Origin of the sequence: Kribbella sp. NBC_00359, assembly GCF_036097425.1 — a bacterium.
In the GTDB taxonomy this organism is placed as follows: domain Bacteria; phylum Actinomycetota; class Actinomycetes; order Propionibacteriales; family Kribbellaceae; genus Kribbella.
This window is the reverse complement of record NZ_CP107975.1, coordinates 3808567-3826181: the sequence shown is the minus strand read 5'-3', so window position 1 is coordinate 3826181 and position 17615 is coordinate 3808567. Positions and strand designations below refer to the sequence as shown.

General features: G+C 68.3%; 14 protein-coding genes. 6 read left to right on the top strand and 8 right to left on the bottom strand.

The window, feature by feature from the left end; translation table 11 throughout:
* Window positions 1–16: 16 nt before the first annotated feature.
* The gene (locus tag OG876_RS18790; protein WP_328526165.1) at window positions 17–1591 is read right to left on the bottom strand and encodes an alkaline phosphatase family protein; all 1575 of its coding nucleotides are present in this window, start codon (window positions 1589–1591) and stop codon (window positions 17–19) included.
* A gap of 243 nt (window positions 1592–1834) precedes the next feature.
* Here OG876_RS18790 and OG876_RS18785 point away from each other — a divergent pair, with 243 nt between their 5' ends.
* Window positions 1835–2395 (top strand): GNAT family N-acetyltransferase, encoded by a 561-nt coding sequence (locus OG876_RS18785; RefSeq protein WP_328526164.1) that lies wholly within the window; start codon window positions 1835–1837, stop codon window positions 2393–2395.
* Window positions 2396–2485: 90 nt separating this feature from the next.
* Window positions 2486–3001 (top strand): GNAT family N-acetyltransferase, encoded by a 516-nt coding sequence (locus OG876_RS18780; RefSeq protein ID WP_328526163.1) that lies wholly within the window; start codon window positions 2486–2488, stop codon window positions 2999–3001.
* A 504-nt stretch (window positions 3002–3505) separates the two neighbouring features.
* Here OG876_RS18780 and murQ read toward each other — a convergent pair.
* The 6 genes from murQ to OG876_RS18750 all read right to left on the bottom strand — a co-directional run bounded on the left by murQ (window position 3506) and on the right by OG876_RS18750 (window position 12509).
* Window positions 3506–4399, bottom strand: a complete 894-nt coding sequence (gene murQ / locus OG876_RS18775) for an N-acetylmuramic acid 6-phosphate etherase (RefSeq protein ID WP_328526162.1) — start codon at window positions 4397–4399, stop codon at window positions 3506–3508.
* A gap of 69 nt (window positions 4400–4468) precedes the next feature.
* Complete coding sequence (locus OG876_RS18770; RefSeq protein WP_328526161.1) at window positions 4469–5356, bottom strand: MurR/RpiR family transcriptional regulator; 888 nt, start codon at window positions 5354–5356, stop codon at window positions 4469–4471.
* 36 nt (window positions 5357–5392) lie between these two features.
* Window positions 5393–7078, bottom strand: a complete 1686-nt coding sequence (locus OG876_RS18765) for a serine hydrolase (protein WP_328526160.1) — start codon at window positions 7076–7078, stop codon at window positions 5393–5395.
* Between the two features lie 35 nt (window positions 7079–7113).
* On the bottom strand, window positions 7114–8388 hold the full coding sequence (locus OG876_RS18760; protein ID WP_328526159.1) for an exo-beta-N-acetylmuramidase NamZ family protein: 1275 nt from the start codon (window positions 8386–8388) through the stop codon (window positions 7114–7116).
* Window positions 8389–8413: 25 nt separating this feature from the next.
* Window positions 8414–10957 (bottom strand): glycoside hydrolase family 3 N-terminal domain-containing protein, encoded by a 2544-nt coding sequence (locus tag OG876_RS18755; RefSeq protein WP_328526158.1) that lies wholly within the window; start codon window positions 10955–10957, stop codon window positions 8414–8416.
* A 97-nt stretch (window positions 10958–11054) separates the two neighbouring features.
* On the bottom strand, window positions 11055–12509 hold the full coding sequence (locus OG876_RS18750) for a ketol-acid reductoisomerase (RefSeq protein ID WP_328526157.1): 1455 nt from the start codon (window positions 12507–12509) through the stop codon (window positions 11055–11057).
* Between the two features lie 75 nt (window positions 12510–12584).
* Here OG876_RS18750 and ilvY point away from each other — a divergent pair, with 75 nt between their 5' ends.
* Window positions 12585–13451, top strand: coding sequence for an HTH-type transcriptional activator IlvY (gene ilvY, locus OG876_RS18745; protein ID WP_328526156.1), 867 nt, complete (start codon window positions 12585–12587; stop codon window positions 13449–13451).
* Here the strand turns inward: ilvY and OG876_RS18740 are convergent.
* A complete protein-coding gene (locus OG876_RS18740; protein WP_328526155.1) occupies window positions 13375–14430 on the bottom strand; it encodes a LacI family DNA-binding transcriptional regulator in 1056 nt (351 codons plus the stop codon). The genes ilvY and OG876_RS18740 overlap by 77 nt on opposite strands.
* 165 nt (window positions 14431–14595) lie before the next feature.
* Between OG876_RS18740 and OG876_RS18735 the strand changes: the two genes are divergently transcribed.
* The 3 genes from OG876_RS18735 to OG876_RS18725 are packed head-to-tail and all read left to right on the top strand — an operon-like array spanning window position 14596 to window position 17607.
* Window positions 14596–15828, top strand: coding sequence for a sugar ABC transporter substrate-binding protein (locus OG876_RS18735; RefSeq protein ID WP_328526154.1), 1233 nt, complete (start codon window positions 14596–14598; stop codon window positions 15826–15828).
* Window positions 15829–15833: 5 nt separating this feature from the next.
* Entirely contained in the window at window positions 15834–16796 is a 963-nt protein-coding gene (locus OG876_RS18730; RefSeq protein ID WP_328526153.1) for a carbohydrate ABC transporter permease, read from the top strand.
* Between the two features lie 10 nt (window positions 16797–16806).
* Window positions 16807–17607, top strand: coding sequence for a carbohydrate ABC transporter permease (locus OG876_RS18725; RefSeq protein ID WP_328526152.1), 801 nt, complete (start codon window positions 16807–16809; stop codon window positions 17605–17607).
* The last annotated feature ends 8 nt before the right edge of the window (window positions 17608–17615 follow it).

The window sequence follows — 17615 nt, the reverse complement described above, 5'->3', positions numbered from 1 at the left end:
GGAGGCTGAACGCGGCTCACGATCCCTGGGGTTTCGCCAGGAGTGGGAAGAAGTGGCCGGAGATCTGTCTGAGGAGGTCCACGATGCGCCCGGGCGGGAGGTCGGCCCGCGGATCGTCGAGTTCGGCCGGAAGCGGGACCCCGAGCTCTTTGGCTCTCGCGATGAGGGCGGGTGCCATGCCCTTGCCCAGGGTGCTGAGGGCCTGGCCCACTACTTCGAGGTCCATCATCCATTCGGGAACAGGACGTGCCGTCACGGTCACCCAGTCTTGCGGGTCGCGGGGCGTCTCGCGCGCGAGGAGGTGGTCGAAGGTGCGGGCCGTGGCGTCGCGCCGGCTGAACGCTTCGCCGAGTTCCCAGGTCCTGCGCAGGGTGGCGATCAGAGAGGTGTGCCGGTACTCGTCGTTGTACACCGACCCCGGTTCGACCCACGGGGAAACGAGGATCGCCGGTACCCGGTAGCCCGAGCGGTCGAAGGTGAATCCGAACTCGCCAGGAGGCGCGGCCAGGTCTGGCGGGGGGACCGGCCCGGGCGGGACGTGGTCGTAGGTGCCTCCCGGCTCGTCCCATCCGATCAGCAACGGGGTGTTCCACACGTTGGTTCCGGTCTCGGAGGTGGCGGAACGGTAGGCGGTGAACAGTCGCTCCAGGAATGCCTCACCGGCCAGCATCGAGGACGGGTTGTCCATCGCGAGGTCCACGCTGTCGGAGAACGATCTGCTGAAGGCGGGGTGGTAGTCGCCGTGGCCGCCGGCCATGTTGGGCTCGATGAGGGAGAAGTCCGGCAGGGTGCCGGCGGCGGCATCCTTCTCGAACTCGGCGAACGGTACGAAGTGGGTGGCCAGCCGGTCCTTGAGCCGGGAGAAGTGGATCATCCCGGTGAAGGAGACCGGCATCGGTTCCATGATGTAGACCTTCCAGGTCTTGCCGTGGGCCTCCAGCCGCTCGAACAACGTCTCCGCGTCGTTCCGGGTGAACCACTTCGTCATCGGGCTGTTCACCACGAACCCCGACGAGGTGGCCGCCGTCCAGAACGATCGGTTCATGAAGGTCTGCGACGGCACCTCGCTGAACCAGTGGTCGAAGACCCCGAAGTCGCGGGCGATACCGTTCAGCACGGGGAGTTGCTCGGGCGTGCAGCCGGTCATGATGTGGGCGTACTCGTCATAGGTCGGCTGGCGGCCGATCTCGCCGGTGAAGGTGGAGATGTAGTCGGTGACGAACCCGTCCATGGTCGGTGTCGCCCCGGGCGGCGGCGCGTTCCAGGGCTCTGTGACCGCCTCCCCGATCTTGAACCTGTTGTGCTTGTCGAGGACGTTGAACAGTTGAGTGTTGGTGTGGTACCACTCCTCGCCCGAGTCCGGGTTGGGCGAGTCCATGTCGGTTGCCACCGTGTAGGGGACCGCCCTGCGCTCGGCGCCGTGCTCGGCCCATTCCGGGATCGGGTTGCTCAGATCCTTTCCAATCACCCCGTCGAAGGTCTTGCCGTCGTCGGGGCCGTACAGGTGGCCGAGTACGTTGTCCAGGGAGCGGTTCTCGAACAACACCACCACGAGGTGATCGAGCGCGTGGGTCTTGTCAGGTGCCGGCATCGGTGAATCCTTCCCAGGCAGTGCCTCACCGACAGCCTCCGCCCACATCTCCAGTTTGGAATCATCCGCTCGAGACGACTCTCGTCAGAGATCGCCCCCATCGGAGACCGCAACCCGGCCTAGGCGATTCATCACCCGCGGGGATACGGGCCAGCAGGTGCGAGGGTCGCTCACTGGTTGGCAATCTAGAGCGATGGACAGCCATGCTTTTGTAGCAGGAGAGGGTTCGAACGGATGACCACGGTGCGTGTGGTGCCGGCGACTGCTGAGCGGTGGCCACAACTAGGGCGGGTCTTCGGACCCCGGGAGAAGAACCCCGCGTCGTGCTGGTGCCAACGGTTTCGTCGGCACGAGGAGCCCGATAACCGGGCTGCGCTGCACCGTGAAGTCCACGAAGCAGCTCGCCCGATCGGCCTGTTGGCCATCCTCGATGACGACGTGGTCGGCTGGACGCGGGTGGTGCCGCGCTCCACGCTGCCAGGGATCACCGAGAACCGGGCACTGGCCCGCATCCTTGATGAAGATCCTGACGCATGGTGGGTGTCCTGCTTCGTGGTGCGCCGCGAACACCGTGGGAGCGGCATCGGAGTCGCGCTGCTCGAGGCCGCTGTGGACTGGGCCGCGCAGCACGGCGCCTCGGTACTCGACGGTCACCCCGTTGACACCGACGGGCTCGCCGGCACCCCGTCACCATCCGCCGTCTTCACTGGAACTCTCGCCATGTTTCAGCGGGCCGGTTTTGCCGAGATCGGACGCAGCTACCGAACCCGCCCCGTCATGAGACGCGAACTCCTGCACCGTTAACGGGTCGTCGTGTCCAGCGCCGTGTCGGGCCTCTCCGAGGTGGCGTAATCGGCTTGTGCGGGGGTGTCGAGGGCTGCTTCGCTGGTGCCCGTGACCGATCTTCGTACGCCGCGACTGTGCCTGCACCCCATCGACGCAGCAGAGGGTGAACGCATCGTCGCGCGGCACGCCGGAGCCGGGGATGCCTGGGCCGAGGACTATCCGTTCGACGGCGACGTCTTCGGCGTCATGGCATTCCTCGCAGCCACGGCCGCCAATGGGGACCAACGCCCTTTCGGGCACTACCAGATCACCCGGACCGCCGACGGGAAGGCCATCGGCGGAATCGGTTTCAAGGGTCAACCGAACGACGGCTGCGTCGAGGTCGGCTACGGCCTCGCCCCATCAGCCCGCGGCCACGGCTATGCAGCCGAGGCACTCACCGCCCTACTGACCGTCGCGGCCGATCACGGACTGTCCCGAGTCATCGCCGACACCACCCGCGACAACGTCGCCTCCCAGCGAACCCTCGACCGCGCCGGATTCCACCAATCCGGCACCAACGGCGACCTCTACCTGTACGAGGCACTCGTCAACGCCCCGTCGCGACCGGCCCAGACGCCGTAGCCCGATAGCCCCCTGGGGCAGCCCGTAGCTCCCGCGCCCGGCACGTATCACCGGATGCGGACGAGCAGTTCGCGCCCCAGACGCCGACAACCAACCGCCGCCGAAGGCCGGTCTCCTCCCACCTGCCCGCAGTTATCCCGCGCACATCCACACCACGCGCAACGCACATGATGCCGCCGCGCCGGAGGCGCCTACCAACAGCTGCCGCTAGTGGTGATGTCCACTTCGGCCGCCCGACCTCCCACAACCTTCGCACGCGCGGCCAGACGACCTCGCTGGTCAGGTCTCCTCGCGCAAACCACACCACCCGTGGCGCGCGACACGCGGCCGCGCCGCAGGCGCCAACACACAGCCGCCGCCGAAGGTGGTGTCCGCTTCACCCGCGATCCACAACCTCTCGCGCAGACCACTGCACCCGTACTGCGCGAGATGCGGCCGCGCCGCAGGCGCCAACAGACAGTCGCCGCCGAAGGCGGTGTCCTTTGGGCGGCGGAGAGGGTGGGTTTAGGCCGGGGCGCCCAAGGCGGTTAGGGCTGTGGCTACCCGGCCGTGGGCGGCTTCTAGGGCGGCTCGGGCGGCGGGGATGGGGGTGCCGGTGAGGAGGTGGACCAGGGCCGGCTTGAGTTCGCCGTCGGCTTCGGCGAGGGCGGATTCGCAGGCGTCGGGGTCGGCACCGGTGGCTTCGGCGAGGATGCGGAGCATGCGGCCGCGGAGTTTCTTGTTGGTCGCGACCAGGTCGACCATCAGGTTCGACCAGGTGCGGCCGAGTTTGATCATCAGCGTGGTCGAGAACGCGTTCAGGATCAGCTTCTGCGCGGTGCCGGCCTTCAGCCGGGTCGACCCGGCGATCACCTCAGGGCCCGTGTCCGCGGCGATCACGATGTCGGCCAGCGGCGCGAGCGGGGCGGACGGGTTCGACGTCACCAGCACGGTGGTCGCCCCGACCGCTCGCGCGGCCTTCAGGGCCCCGGCGACGTACGGCGTACTCCCGGAGGCGGCGAGTCCGATCACGAGGTCCCGGCCGGTGACGGTGACCGCGTCGGCGGCGCCGCCCTCCTCGGAGTCCTCGACGTTCTCGACCGCGCGGAGCAGCGCCTCCATGCCACCGGCGTGGTGGGCGACCACCAGACCGTCGGGCACATGGAACGTGGGCAGCAGCTCGGCGGCGTCCAGGACCGCCAGGCGCCCGGACGTCCCGGCACCGAAGTAGTGCACCCGGCCGCCGCCGCGGATCGCCTCGACGCCGGCGTCGACCGCACGCGCCAGCTCGGGGATCACGACCTCGACCGCACCGGCCACCCGAGCGTCCTCGGAGTTGACCATCCGGAGGATCTCGGTCGTGCCCACCGCATCGATGGCGAGCGTCCTGGGGTTGCGCTGCTCAGTCGGCGTGGTCACAAGTCCGATGTTAGTTTCCTACTGAAGGATTTTCAATTCCGTTCATAGTTGACGGAAAGAGAGATGGCGTCACTCTGAGCCCTTGAGCCGGTGCCCGCGGACCGCGCTGGCGGTCTCCTCGAGCGCCTTCCGGGCGTCCGGCAGCACCTGCTGGGCGACCCCGATGAACAGGCAGTCGATCACGGTCAGCTGAGCGATGCGCGAGGCCATCGCCCCGGACCGGTACGTCGTCTCCCGGGCGGCCGTGGTCAGCACCAGATCGGCCGTCTTGGCCAGCGGCGAGCGCGGGAAGTTCGTCACCGCGACTGTGGTGGCGCCGTGCTTGGCCGCCTCCTCGAGCGCCTCGACGACCTCGACCGTCGTACCGGTGTGGGAGATACCGATCGCGACATCGCCCTCACCGAGCAGCGCGGCGCTGGTCAGCGCGATGTGCACGTCCGACCAGGCGAACGCGACCCGGCGGATCCGGTGCAGCTTCTGCTGCAGGTCCAGCGCGACGAACGCGCTCGCGGCGAACCCGTACAGGTCCACCCTCGGCGCCTTCACGACCGCGTCGACGACCTTGGCCAGCGCGTCGACGTCGACCTGCTGCGCGGTCTCGCGGACCGCCCGCTCGTCGGCGAAGGCGACCTTGCTGACCACATCGGCCAGCGAGTCGCCCGGCTCGATGTCACCACCCACCTCGGGGCGGATGCTCTCCTGCGCCGACTGAGCCGCCAATTGCAGGCGGAGCTGCGGATAGCCGGGGACGCCGATCTGCTTGCAGAACCGGATGACCGTGGTCTCCGAGGTGGACGCCACCTCGGCCAGTTCCGAGATCGTCATCGCAGCCACTCCGCCCGGGTCCGCGAGGACCGCGTTCGCCACCCGCTGCTCGGCCGGCGCCAGCGCGGGCATCACCGCGCGGACCCGGACCAGCAGCGGCCCCGTGGGTTCTGGAGAGGTTGTTGAATTCATGACAGCCACGGTACGGCGACTATGCACGAAGTGGGGTCACCGACGCGAAAGTCTCCAACCTGTTGCGGTAAATGATTCAGGCGTTCGCTCACCGTCGAGAAGAACACCAGTCCCACTCGTGATCTTCACACCGTCGACGTAGACACCGCGGCCTTGATACAGCGGATCGGAGGTATAACGCCACCGGATCGTCTGCTCACCCGCCCCGAGTTCGGCCGTCACCTGGTGCCAGTGCCGATCGCCGGAGCCGCTGATCGACCCGTCATGGTCGATCACCGATCCCCGGTCCCGGACGGTGAACGGGACCTTCGTCCAGGTCGTCCCGTCGGCGGACGTCTCCAGATACAGCAGGTCCGTGTCCTCGGTGTCGACGAACAGGTCGAACGCCAGCTTGGCACCATCCGCCGGTACGGCGACCTTCGTCGAGAGGGTCGTGGTCGCGTTGTCCGTCGTACCGGAGAACCAGGCGTCCTTGCCGTGCCGCGGTCCGACGCCGAGCGCCAGCGCGAGACCTTGCACGACCGCCCGCCGGGCCGGGTTGTTGCTGCCCCAGTCGCGGCTCGGGTGGACCCGGTTGGTCAGCAGGATCGCGAACGACCGGGAGTCGAAGTCGATCACGATCGAGGTCCCGGTGTAGCCGGTGTGACCGGCGGTGCGCGGTCCGGACAGACCACCCATGTACCAGCGCTGGTTCAGCTCGAATCCGAGGCCGTGGTCGTTGCCCGGGAAGGCCTGGTTGAAGTTGGTGATCATCGCGGTCACCGAGGATTCCTTGAGGATCCGGGCGCCCCGGTAGCTCCCGCCGTTCAGGAACGTCTGGGCCAGTACGGCGAGGTCGTCCGCGGTGCTGAAGACACCCGCGTGCCCGGCGACGCCGCCGAGCGACCAGGCGTTCTCGTCGTGGACCGAACCCCACACCATGCCGCGCGGCGGCGCGGTCTGGAACTCGGTCGCGGCGATCCGCGGCTTCTTCTTCGGGTCCGGGTTGTAGCCGGTGTCGCGCATCTGCAGCGGCTTGGTGATGCCGTCGGCGACCAGCTTGTCGAGCGTCTTGCCGGTCACCCGGTGGGCGACCTCGCCGAGAGAGATCAGGTTCAGGTCGCTGTACAGGTAGGTGGTGCCGGGTGGGTTCTGCAGCTTCGCGGTGAGCGCGAGCTGGAGCCGCTCCTCCGGCGTCTTGCCGGTGCTCCACAGCGGCAGCCAGGCGGGGAATCCGGTGGTGTGGGTGAGCGCCTGCCGGACCGTGATGGCCTGCTTACCGTTCGCCGCGAACTCCGGCACGTAGGTGGCGATCGGCGTGTCCAGGCCGACCTTGCCCTTCTCGATCAGCTGCATCACCACGATCGAGGTGAACAGCTTGGACACCGACGCCATGTCGAAGATCGTGTCGGTGCGCATCGGGATCTGCTGGTCCGGCGGGAGCTCGGTCCCGCGCCCGTCGGCGTACTTCAGCGCCAGCCCGGTCGCCGTGCGGGTGACGATCTTCCCGTCGTGGCCGAGCAGCGTGACCGCGCCGGCGTAGAGGGGTTTCGCCGTACCGCTGGGCCGGGTCCAGGCGTCCACCTGGGCCAGCGCGGCGTCGATCGGCGCGGGGTCGAGGCCGGCCTTCGCCGGGGTCGTGTCACGCAACAGCGTCCCCTTCGGTGCATAGCCGTCGTACGGCTGGTCGAACCGGCCAGATCTGTTGCCATTGGCAACTGCAGGACTTGCCATCGTCAGCATCACCGCAGAGGCTACCGTGAGCGCGGCCAGTCTTCTCACTGATGCGCTCCCTTGTAGAGAAGGTACTTCGCGCGGCGGGCCGTCCAGGCGTCGGTCTCGGACTTCCAGGCCGCGACGATCTCCTCGGCCGTGGCGCCGGCGGTGAGCATGGTGCGGAACCGGTCGGACCCGGTGAGCAGGTCGATCCACCGGCCGGGTGGGGTCTCGGCGCGCCAGGCGAAGTCGGGGTAGAGCTTGCGGGCCTCGACGATCATGTGGGTGGCCGCGGTGATCGCCTCGACCCGGTGCGGATCGGTGATCTGCACCTGGACGCCGCCGCAGAGCAGGTTCGCGTTCTTGCTGATCGACGGCGTGAAGTACGCCTCCCGGAACTCGACGCCCGGGATCGTCTTCGTCTGCAGCGCCTCCGCCCACTTGTAGTCGACGTACGGCGCTCCGATCAGCTCGAACGGCCTCGTCGTACCGCGGCCCTCGGACATGTTGGTCGCCTCGAACAGGCACAGACCCGGGTAGAGCAGAGCGGTGTCCGGGGTTGGCATGTTCGGGCTCGGCATCACCCAGGTCAGACCGGTGTCGTCGTACAACTGGTCGCGCTTCCAGTTCTTCACCGGGATGACCTGGAGCTCCTGCAAGCGGGCGCCATCCGCGTCGAGCGGCAGGTACTCCGCGTTGAACAGCCGGGCCAGCTCACCAACCGTCATGCCGTGCTGCTGGATGATCTCCTCCTTGCCGACGCCCGAGGTGTAGCCAGGCTTCAGCATCGGGCCGCGCGCGTACCCGCCGACGGGGTTCGGACGATCTAGTACGACGAAGCGCGCGCCGGTGCGGACCGCGGCCAGCATCGCCTCGTACATCGTCCAGATGTAGGTGTAGAACCGCGCCCCGACGTCCTGGATGTCGAAGACGACGGTCTCCACGCCGGACTTGGTGTAGAGGCCCACCAGCTTGTCCGCGTTCGCGCCGTACGCGTCGTAGACCATGATCCCGGTGCGCGGATCGACGTGGTCCTGCTCCGATCCGCCGGCTTGCGCCGTACCGCGGAAGCCGTGCTCGGGGCCGAAGACCGCGACGATGTCGACATTCCCGGACGCGTGCATCGTGTCGACGATGTGGGACAGGTCGGGCAGGATGCCGGTCGGGTTGCTGATCACGCCGACCTTCTGCCCGGCCAGCGCCCGCCAGTCGTCGTCCGCCAGGACCATCGCACCGGTCATCACCTTCCGATGATCCGTCGCGTGGGCGGCCGGTACGTCGATCAGCGGGGCGGCGGCGAGCACACCGGCACCCGCGAGCAAACTGCGGCGCTTCATCAGATCTCTCCTTCAGGCAGGGATGTCAGGGACGGAACGTCAGGTCGGCGACCACGGGACGGTGGTCACTGGCGGCAAGCTCTGTGGGTACGGCGAACCGCCGCACGTGCAGGCCCTTGCCGACGGCGACGACGTCGATCCGCTTGACCGGATCGACCGCCGGATAGGTGTTCGGACCGCCGGAGGTGGACTCGGCGACGGCCCAGGAATCGGTGAGCCGGGTCCACAGCCCGGCGAGCTCCGGCGCGGCCGGATCCGCGTTGAAGTCGCCGACCAGGATCTGCAGGTCCTTGCGCGGATCCCGGGCCAGGATCCTCGTCGTGTCGCCGACCTGGAGCGCCAGGACCGACGGGTCCGCGCGGTAGTCCAGGTGCGTGCAGTACACGTGCACCCGGCGGCCGCAGACATCGATCTCGGCCTCCAGGAAGCCCGGCGCGAGGGCCGGCACCGGATTCGGGTCCTGGGTGGACAGCCTGGTGATCGGATGGTTCTCGGTCCGCACCAGCGGGAACCGGGACAGTACGCCGACGCCGTACTGCCGGCGTGGTTGCCCGGCGGCCGGCGGGTCGAAGTCGTAGATCGGGGCGAACCCGGCGAACATCCCGAGCTTCGCGGCCAGCTCGGCGAGGGTGTCGCGCCACTCGCTGCGGGCGTCCCAGTGGACGTCGACCTCCTGCAGCCCGATCACGTCGGCGTCGAGGGCCTTCAGCGCCTGGGCGGTCCGGTCGAGGTCGAACACGTTGTCTTCGCCGGCGCCGGCATGAATGTTGTACGAGGCAACGGTTAGCCGGGTCTGCCGCGGATCGAAGGTCAGCCCGTGGCCGAACGGGTGCAGGGTCTGCGCCGGGTCCGGCTGGGCGGGGATCGCCACCGGTAGCTTGCCGGCCGGCGCGATCTCCCCGTACAGCACCTTGGCCAGTGCCTCCATCGACACCGCCGCGGTGCCGTAGGTGACCAGCGTGGTCCGTGCGGCCGGGAAGTACGCGACGTCGTAGGGATCGCGGACGGGGATCACGATCACGGGTCGGCCGGTGTCCAGCAGGGCGTTGACGAGCTTCTGCTGCTTCGCCTGCTTGTCGGTGACCTCGGTGTCCCAGGCCTTGTTCGTCAGGACGACGGTCAGATCAGCATCCCCGGCGGCCGCCAGCGCGTCGTCGATCTTCGCGTCGGTCGGCGTCGTACCGGTGTCCTTGACGATCGCGGTCGCTCCCCGGTCCTGCAACGCAGTGCCGAGAGCCGCCGGGCTGTAGCCGGCGACGAGGACCTTCCGGGGCGCCGGGGACAGCGGCAGCCTGCCGGCGTCGTTCTTCAGCAGGGTCGTGCTGCGGTCGGCGATCCGCTGGGCGTCGGCGTAGTTCGCTGCCGTGCCGACAACCTTGGCGACGCGGGCCAGGTCGACGTACGGGCGGTCGACGACTCCGGTCTCGAGCTTCAGCTTCAGGATCCGCTCGACGCTCTGGTCGATCCGGGCCTCGCTGATCCGGCCGCCGCGGACCGCGGACAGCACCGAGTTGTAGGCCAGGCCGGGGTCCACGGGCATCAGCAACTGGTCGACACCGGCCTCGATCGCCCGGAGCGGGATCTCGGCGTCGCCGTACTTGTCCCGGACGCCCTGCATGCCCAGCGAGTCGGTGATGACGACACCGTCGAAGCGCAGTTGCTCACGCAGGATCCCGGTCAGGATCGGCTTGCTCAGCGTCGCCGGGTCGCCGGACGGGTCGAGCGCCGGGACCACGATGTGCGCGGTCATGATCGCCGCGATGCCGGCCTTGATCGCGGCCTCGAACGGCGGCCGGTCGATCCGCGTCCACTCCTCCAGCGAGTGATCGATCACCGGGATGCCGGTGTGGCTGTCGGTCGCGGTGTCGCCGTGTCCCGGGAAGTGCTTCGGGGTCGAGACGATCCGCCCGTCCCGCTGGTAGCCCTTGACCTGCTCGGCGGTGAGCTCGGCGACCAGCCCGGGGTCGGACGAGAAGGAGCGGACGCCGATCACCGGGTTCAGCGGGTTGACGTTGACGTCGGCGACCGGCGCGAAGTCGGTGCTGACCCCGACCGCCTTCAGTTCCCGGCCGCCGATCCCGGCCGCCAGCCGGGCGTACTGCGCCGACCTGGTCGCGCCGAGCGCCATCGCGCCCGGGAACTGCGTCGCGGGCGGTCCGACGCGGAACACGACGCCGTACTCCTGATCGGTGCTGATCTGCAGCGGGATGCCACTGTCGGCCAGCGATGCGCCCTGCAGTCCGTTGGACAGCCGGGCGATCTGCTGCGGGTCTTTCACCGAGTCGGTCCAGGCGAAGTAGATCACCCCGCCGAGGTGGAACTTGCGCACCACCTCGGCCGGCGTCGCGACGCCGTACAGGCTGGTGTTGCGCGCGTCGGCTGTGTCCGCCGTCGGCCCGTAGGCGTAGCAGACGAACAGCTGGCCGACCTTCTGCTCCAGCGACATCCGCCGCAGGGTCGCGCGGACCCAGGGATCGGTGCCGGCGTGTGCGGTCGTCGTACCCGCGATCGTGGTCCCGGCGACTGCGGCCGCCGCGAGTCCGAGGGATTGGCGTCGGGTGAGTTCCATGGCGGATATGGCGGACCCCCATCGGTAATTGAATTACAGATGCTTCCCCGCACGCGAAAGTTACCCACATCGCCACGGTGGGTCAAGGGCTAACTACCTAGACGGAGATATCCACCGAGGGTCGGAGTTGCGCGGCGGTGGCGAGGGCGTCGTGGACGGGGTTGTCCAGGAAGCTCTTGAGCCGCGTGGAGTCGGCGGGCTCGTCCAGGCGGGGCAGGACGATCTGTTCGTACGCCGCCTGGAACCGCGGACCCCAGCGACGCGTACCGAGGCGCGCGGTGCGGGAGCAGTTGTCGACCATGTAGGCCACATCCCGGGCGTGCATGTACGGCAGCAGCGAGTCGACCGCCTCGATGATCGACTCGTTCACGATCTCCGACCAGGCGTGCCCGCGCTCGGCGAACTCGTCGACCTGCGCCATCATCGTCGCCACGAACAACCCCGCGGTCAGTGGATCGATGCCGGCCGGTTCGGAACCACGCCGGACCCGGACCTCCGCGCCGTACGACCACATCGGGCTGCCGCCGATCTCCGTCATCGGCCGGGACGCGAGCCGCCGCTCGGCCAGGATCACGCTGCGCAGTTCGGTGCCGTCGGCCACTTCGTCGTAGATCTCGGCGACCAGGTCACGGGCCGGCCCGTAGGCCGTGCTGTAGGCGCGGTCGAACAGGTCCTGATCGGCAGTGGCCGCGCGGACGGCGGCGAGACCGGAGTCCGAGATCGTCCGGGCGATCGGCCCGGTGATCGACTCGGTCGAGCGCTCGTACGCCGTCACCGAGTCGGCGCCGTCGAGCCGGAAGTGGCGGTAGAGCGCCTCCACCAGACCGTGCACCGCGCCGAGCAGGATCGCCCGTTCACCGACGATGTCGGACAGGTACTCGTCCCGCAGCGTGGTGGCGAACGTGTACGGCGATCCCAGGCCGATCGACCAGGCCAGCGCGCGATCCGTGGCGTGGCCGTCCGGGTCGGCGTGGACCGCGATGCTCGCGTTGATCCCGGCACCGTTGATCGTCTCGCCCTGCTGGTACAGGCGCCGTACCGAGTCGCCCATCCCCTTCGGACACACCGCGATCACCGGATGCCCGGCGGGGAAGTCACTGCCGATCGCCTTGAGATGCCCGAGCAGGAAGCCGTGCGACAAACCGATGGTCGCGCCGGGCTTCAGCACCGCGAAGATCTGGGCATGTTCGGCTGCGAGTGCGGCGTCCGCGATGAGCAGGATCACCAGGTCGGAGTCGGCCGCGACCGCCAGCCAGTCGCCGAGGGTGCCGTTCTCCTCGGTGAAGCCGTGCGCCCGGGCATCGTCCGCGGACCGTGAGCCCGGCCGCAGCCCGACGGACACGACCACGTCGGTCCCGGCGAGCGAGTCGCGCAGGTTCTGGGCCTGGGCCCGGCCCTGCGGACCCCAGCCCAGTACGCCGATCCGCCGTATCCCGTGCAGCGCCTGCGGCAACAACGGGAACAGATCACGCCCACCTCGGACGATGGTCTCGGTCCCGCCCGGCACGGTCATGGTCTCGGTCGTGAAGACCGACGAGGTCAAGGTGCTCATGTCTTTCAGTTAAGGTCGGACGGAAGTGTTGCAGCAAGCGCAACATCTGCACCGGTCCGTTGCAGGAGGTGAAACGTGGAGCATCGTGAGCTGGAGCTGTTCCTGCATCTGGCGCGCACGCTGAACTACGGCCGCACCAGCCTCGAGTGCCACGTCAGCGCCGCAACGCTGACCAGGACGATCCAGCGGCTGGAGGCGCGCGCCGGCACCCGGCTTCTCGACCGCGGCCCGCGCGGAGTCGTCCTGACCGCGGACGGCCGCCGCTTCACGGCGTACGCCGAACAGGCGCTGGCCCTGTGGGACGACTACCGGGCAGGAGCGGACGAGTCGACCGAGCTGGTCGGTGAGCTCCGGATCTTCGCGACGGTCACGGCCTGCCAGACCCTGCTGCCCGACCTGCTCGCGCCACTCCGCACCGCGCATCCCCAGATCCGCCTGGACCTCCGCACCGGCGACGCAGCTGCCGCCCTGGCCCGACTCGACGAAGGCGAGGTGGACGCCGCCGTCGCCGGCATCCCTCGCCGTCTCCCTCAAACCTTGGTCACTCGCCCGGTCGCCACCACCGACCTGGTCCTCGTCAGCGCCCTCTCCGCCGATCGCCGCCAGCCCGACCACACCTCGGTCTCATCCCCCGCGGGGCCTTTCGTTGTGCCGGCGCGCGGGCTCGTTCGCGAAGCGGCGTTCCGCTGGTTGCGGAAGACCGGCATGAAGCCGGTCATCGCGGCCGAGCCGGACGGCCACGAGGCGCTGCTGGCTCTCGTAGCGCTCGGCTGCGGCACCGGCGTCGTTCCCCGCCTGGTCCTCGACTCCTCCCCGATCGCCCACCGCCTCGTCGAGCTCCCCGCCGACCCGCCGCTGGATCCCCTTACGATCGGGCTTTGCGCCCGCCGCGCCGACCTGCACCGCCCTTTGATCGCAGCTCTCTGGGACCTGCGACCGTAGCGCCGGCGATCAGCTTGGCCGGGATCAGTTGCGGTGGCAGCGGGTCGGCGTTCTCCAGTTGCCGGAGAAGGGCCTCGGTGCCGAGCTGGCCGAGCTCCGGGCCCGGCGTACGCATGATGGTGAGCTCGGGATCGCTCATGGCCGCGGTCTCCGGCACCATCAGGAGCGGCAGGACCGAGAACTCTCCCGGTACGTCGCGACCCAGCCGCCGCAGGCCGCTGACGACGCCCAGGGCGGCGTACTCGTTCAGGACCAGGATCGCGGTGGTCTCGGGATGCTCGCGGATGAGACGTTCGGCCGCTTCCTGGCCGGCGCGCGTCGTGTCACTGCACGGCATGACGACGGTCCGCAGGCCGTGCTCGGCGACGATCCGCCGGTACGCGTCCTCGGTCCGGACCCAGGGACCGTACGCGTGGAAGCGCGGGTCGGCCAGATCGCCGGACACCAGCACCATCTCCCGGTGGCCGAGGTCGTACAGGTGCCCGATCGCGTCCTGGACCGTCGTGTCGAAGTCGATGTCCACGTGGGACAGCCCTTCGAGCTCCGTGGTCCGGCCGATCAGGGCGAACGGCGTACCCGTCTCGCGCAGGACGTCGACACGGGGATCGTCCAGCTGGACCTCCATCAGGACGACGCCGTCGACCAGGCCTTGCCCGAGCAGCTCGCGCAACTCGACGCCGTCGTTGCCGACCGGCCACAGCACCAGGTGGTACGACTCCTTGCGGGCCGCTTCGGCCGCGCCGGTGAAGAACTCCGCGGTCGACATCCCGAACCGGTGCTCGAGCGCCGGGTAGGCCATCGCGATGATGTGCGTCTTCCGGCTGGCCAGCGCCCGGGCCACCGCGTTGCGGCGGTAGCCGAGCTCGGCCATCGCCTGCTCGACCCGCGCCCGGGTCGCCGCGGTCACCGGCTTGGTGTCGTTCAGCAGGAAGGACACGGTCGCGATCGACACGCCCGCTCGGTCGGCAACGTCCCGCATGGTCACCATCGGATCCCGCCCCCTCTGAACTCTTGACAACAGTGTGACCCAAGGAACATAGTCCTGAGACATCTCAGTTAAGCGGTTTACCACCCCTTGGAGCAAGCGACCGGCGATCTTTCACAGCCCGGTGGTTAAGCGCTTTGATCGAAGGAGCCCGATGTCATGATCAGCAAGCGGATCACCGCTGCGCTGGCCGGTGCGACGAGTCTTTCGCTCGTGCTGGTGGCCTGCGGCAACAACGGCGGCGACGCGTCGTCGTCCTCGTCCGGCGACACGGTGAAGAGCCTGTCGATCCTGGACTACTACAACAACGATCCGGACAAGTCGCTGGTCCAGAAGGGCCTCGACTCCTGTGCGAGCCAGCTCGGCGTCACCATTCAGCGGGAGACGGTGCCTGGTGACACCTTGATCCAGAAGGTGCTGCAGCAGGCCTCGTCGAAGACGCTGCCGGACGTCCTGATGCTCGACAACCCCGACGTACAGCAGATCGCCGCGACCGGAGCGCTGGCGCCCCTGAACGACATGGGGCTGAGCGGGGACGGAGTCATCCAGGGCATGGTCGACGCCACGTCGTACCAGGGCAAGCTCTACGGACTGGCGCCGGTGACGAACACGATCGCGTTGTTCTACAACAAGGACATGCTGGCCGCGGCCGGCGTCCAGCCGCCGAAGACCTGGGACGAGCTGAAGGCCGCGGCCAAGAAGCTCACCAAGCCCGGCCGGTACGGGATGGCGTTCAACGCCAACGCGACGTACGAAGGCTCGTGGCAGTTCCTGCCGGCGATGTGGACCAACGGCGGTGACGAGACCGACCTGACCAGCCCGCAGGTGGCGGAAGCCCTGCAATTGTGGGTGGATCTGGTGCAGTCCGGGTCGGCGTCGAAGAGCGTCATCAACTGGACGCAGGGCGACGTGAACGACCAGTTCATCGCCGGGAAGGCCGCGATGATGGTGAACGGCCCGTGGCAGATCCCGGCGCTGAACAAGAACCCGAAGATCAAGTGGGACGTGGTCACGTTCCCGCTGAACAAGCCCGACCAGACGCCGGTCGCGCCGCTCGGCGGCGAGGCCTGGACGGTTCCGCTGAACAAGGACCAGGCCAAGCAGCAGAAGGCCGCGGACTTCGTGAAGTGCCTGAACTCGGACCAGAACGAGCTGGACTGGGCGAAGGCCCGGTTCACGATCCCGACCAAGACCGCGCTGCTCGACCAGTACGTCAAGGACGTACCGTCGATGAAGGCCTTCACCGAGCAGGTCAAGACCGCCCGCTCGCGGACCGGCAAGCTGGGTGACAAGTGGCCGGAGGCGGCGAAGGTGATCTACCAGGCGATCCAGCTGGCACTGACCGGTAAGGCCTCGCCCCAGGACGCCTTCAAGCAGGCGTCCGGCGGCTGATCGCGATGGCGCAGGCACCGACTCTGATGCGTGACGGCTCCACGGTGACCGGCCCGGAACCTGCCCGCAGGTCCCGGCGCCGGGGCCACCGGGGCGAGAACCTGACCAAGGTCCTGTTCGTGCTGCCGGCGGCGCTGGCGATGCTCGCGCTGTTCGGCTACCCGGTGGTCAAGAACCTGGTGATGAGCCTGCAGGACTACGGCCTGCGGACGTTCTTCACCGGGCAGGCACCGTGGGTCGGGCTGAAGAACTACAGCGCGGTCGTGAACGACAAGCTGTTTTCGCAGGCGATGGTGAACACGGCGTTGTTCACCATCGGCTCGATCGTCTTCCAGTTCACGATCGGGTTGGCGCTGGCGCTGTTCTTCCACCGTCGCTTCCCACTCAGCGGCCTGCTGCGATCGCTGCTCCTGCTGCCCTGGTTGCTGCCGCTGATCGTGTCGAGTGCGACCTGGCGGTCGATCCTCGAGCAGGACAGCGGCATCCTGAACCGCACGCTGATGGGACTCCACCTGGTCAACGATCCGGTGCCGTGGCTGAACTCGCCGTCGGTCGCACTGATCGCGGTGATCGGCGTGAACATCTGGATCGGCATCCCGTTCAACGTGACCCTGCTGTACTCCGGTCTCGCCGAGATCCCGGACGAGTTGTACGAGGCCGGGCAGCTGGACGGTGCCACCGGTTGGCGCGCGTTCTGGTACATCACCTGGCCGAACCTGCGGTCGGTCGCCAGCGTGCTGCTGATGCTCGGCGTCGTCTACACGATCAAGGTGCTGGACATCATCCTGGGCCTCACCGGCGGTGGGCCGGCCAACGCCACCCAGACGCTGGCGACCCAGTCGTACGAGCGGTCGTTCATCGACTTCAAGTTCGGCGAGGGCGCCGCGCTGAGCAACATCCTGATCGCGATCTCGTTCGTGTTCGCGATCTTCTACCTGCGCGGCACCCGCCGCGCCGTCGACGAGTGAGGAGGACAGCATGCGACGTACGGCGTACACCGTCATCGGTGTTCTCATCCTGGCTGTGATGCTGTTCCCGGTGTACTGGATGCTGAACGCCTCGCTCCAGCCGTCCGGCAACACCCTGACCGCGGGCTTCCTGCCGTTGCACCCGACGTTCTCCGGCTACAAGCGGGCTCTCGACGAGCAGGGCGGACACCTGGTCACCAGCATGATCATCGCCGCCGGGACGGTCGTCCTGAGTCTCGCGATCGCGACCCCGTGTGCGTACGCACTGTCGCAGTTCCGCTCGAAGTGGGTGTCGGTCGGGCTGCTGGCGATCCTGATCTCACAGATGATCCCCGGGATCGTGATCGCCAACGCGCTCTACACAGCGTACGAGCGGATCGGGCTGCTGAACTCGATCCCGGGTTTGATCGTGGCGAACTGCAGCAGTGGCATCCCGTTCGCGATCCTGATCCTGCGCTCGTTCATGATGTCGCTGCCGCCGTCGCTGGTGGAGGCTGCGCGGGTGGACGGCGCCGGACTGTTCCGGGCCTTCGTCGCGATCGTGCTGCCGATCAGCAAGAACTCCCTCATCACCGCCGGGCTGTTCAGTTTCCTGTTCTCCTGGAGCGACTTCCTGTTCGCGCTGACGCTGACCACCAAGGGCGGCGTCCGGCCGGTGACGCTGGGGATCTACCAGTACCTGGGCACCCAGGTACAGAACTGGAACGCGGTGATGGCGACCGCGGTGCTCTCGGCGATCCCGGCCATCGTGCTGCTGATCGCCGCGCAGAAGTACATCGCCGCCGGTGCCATCGGCGGAGCCGTCAAGTAAACCTAAGG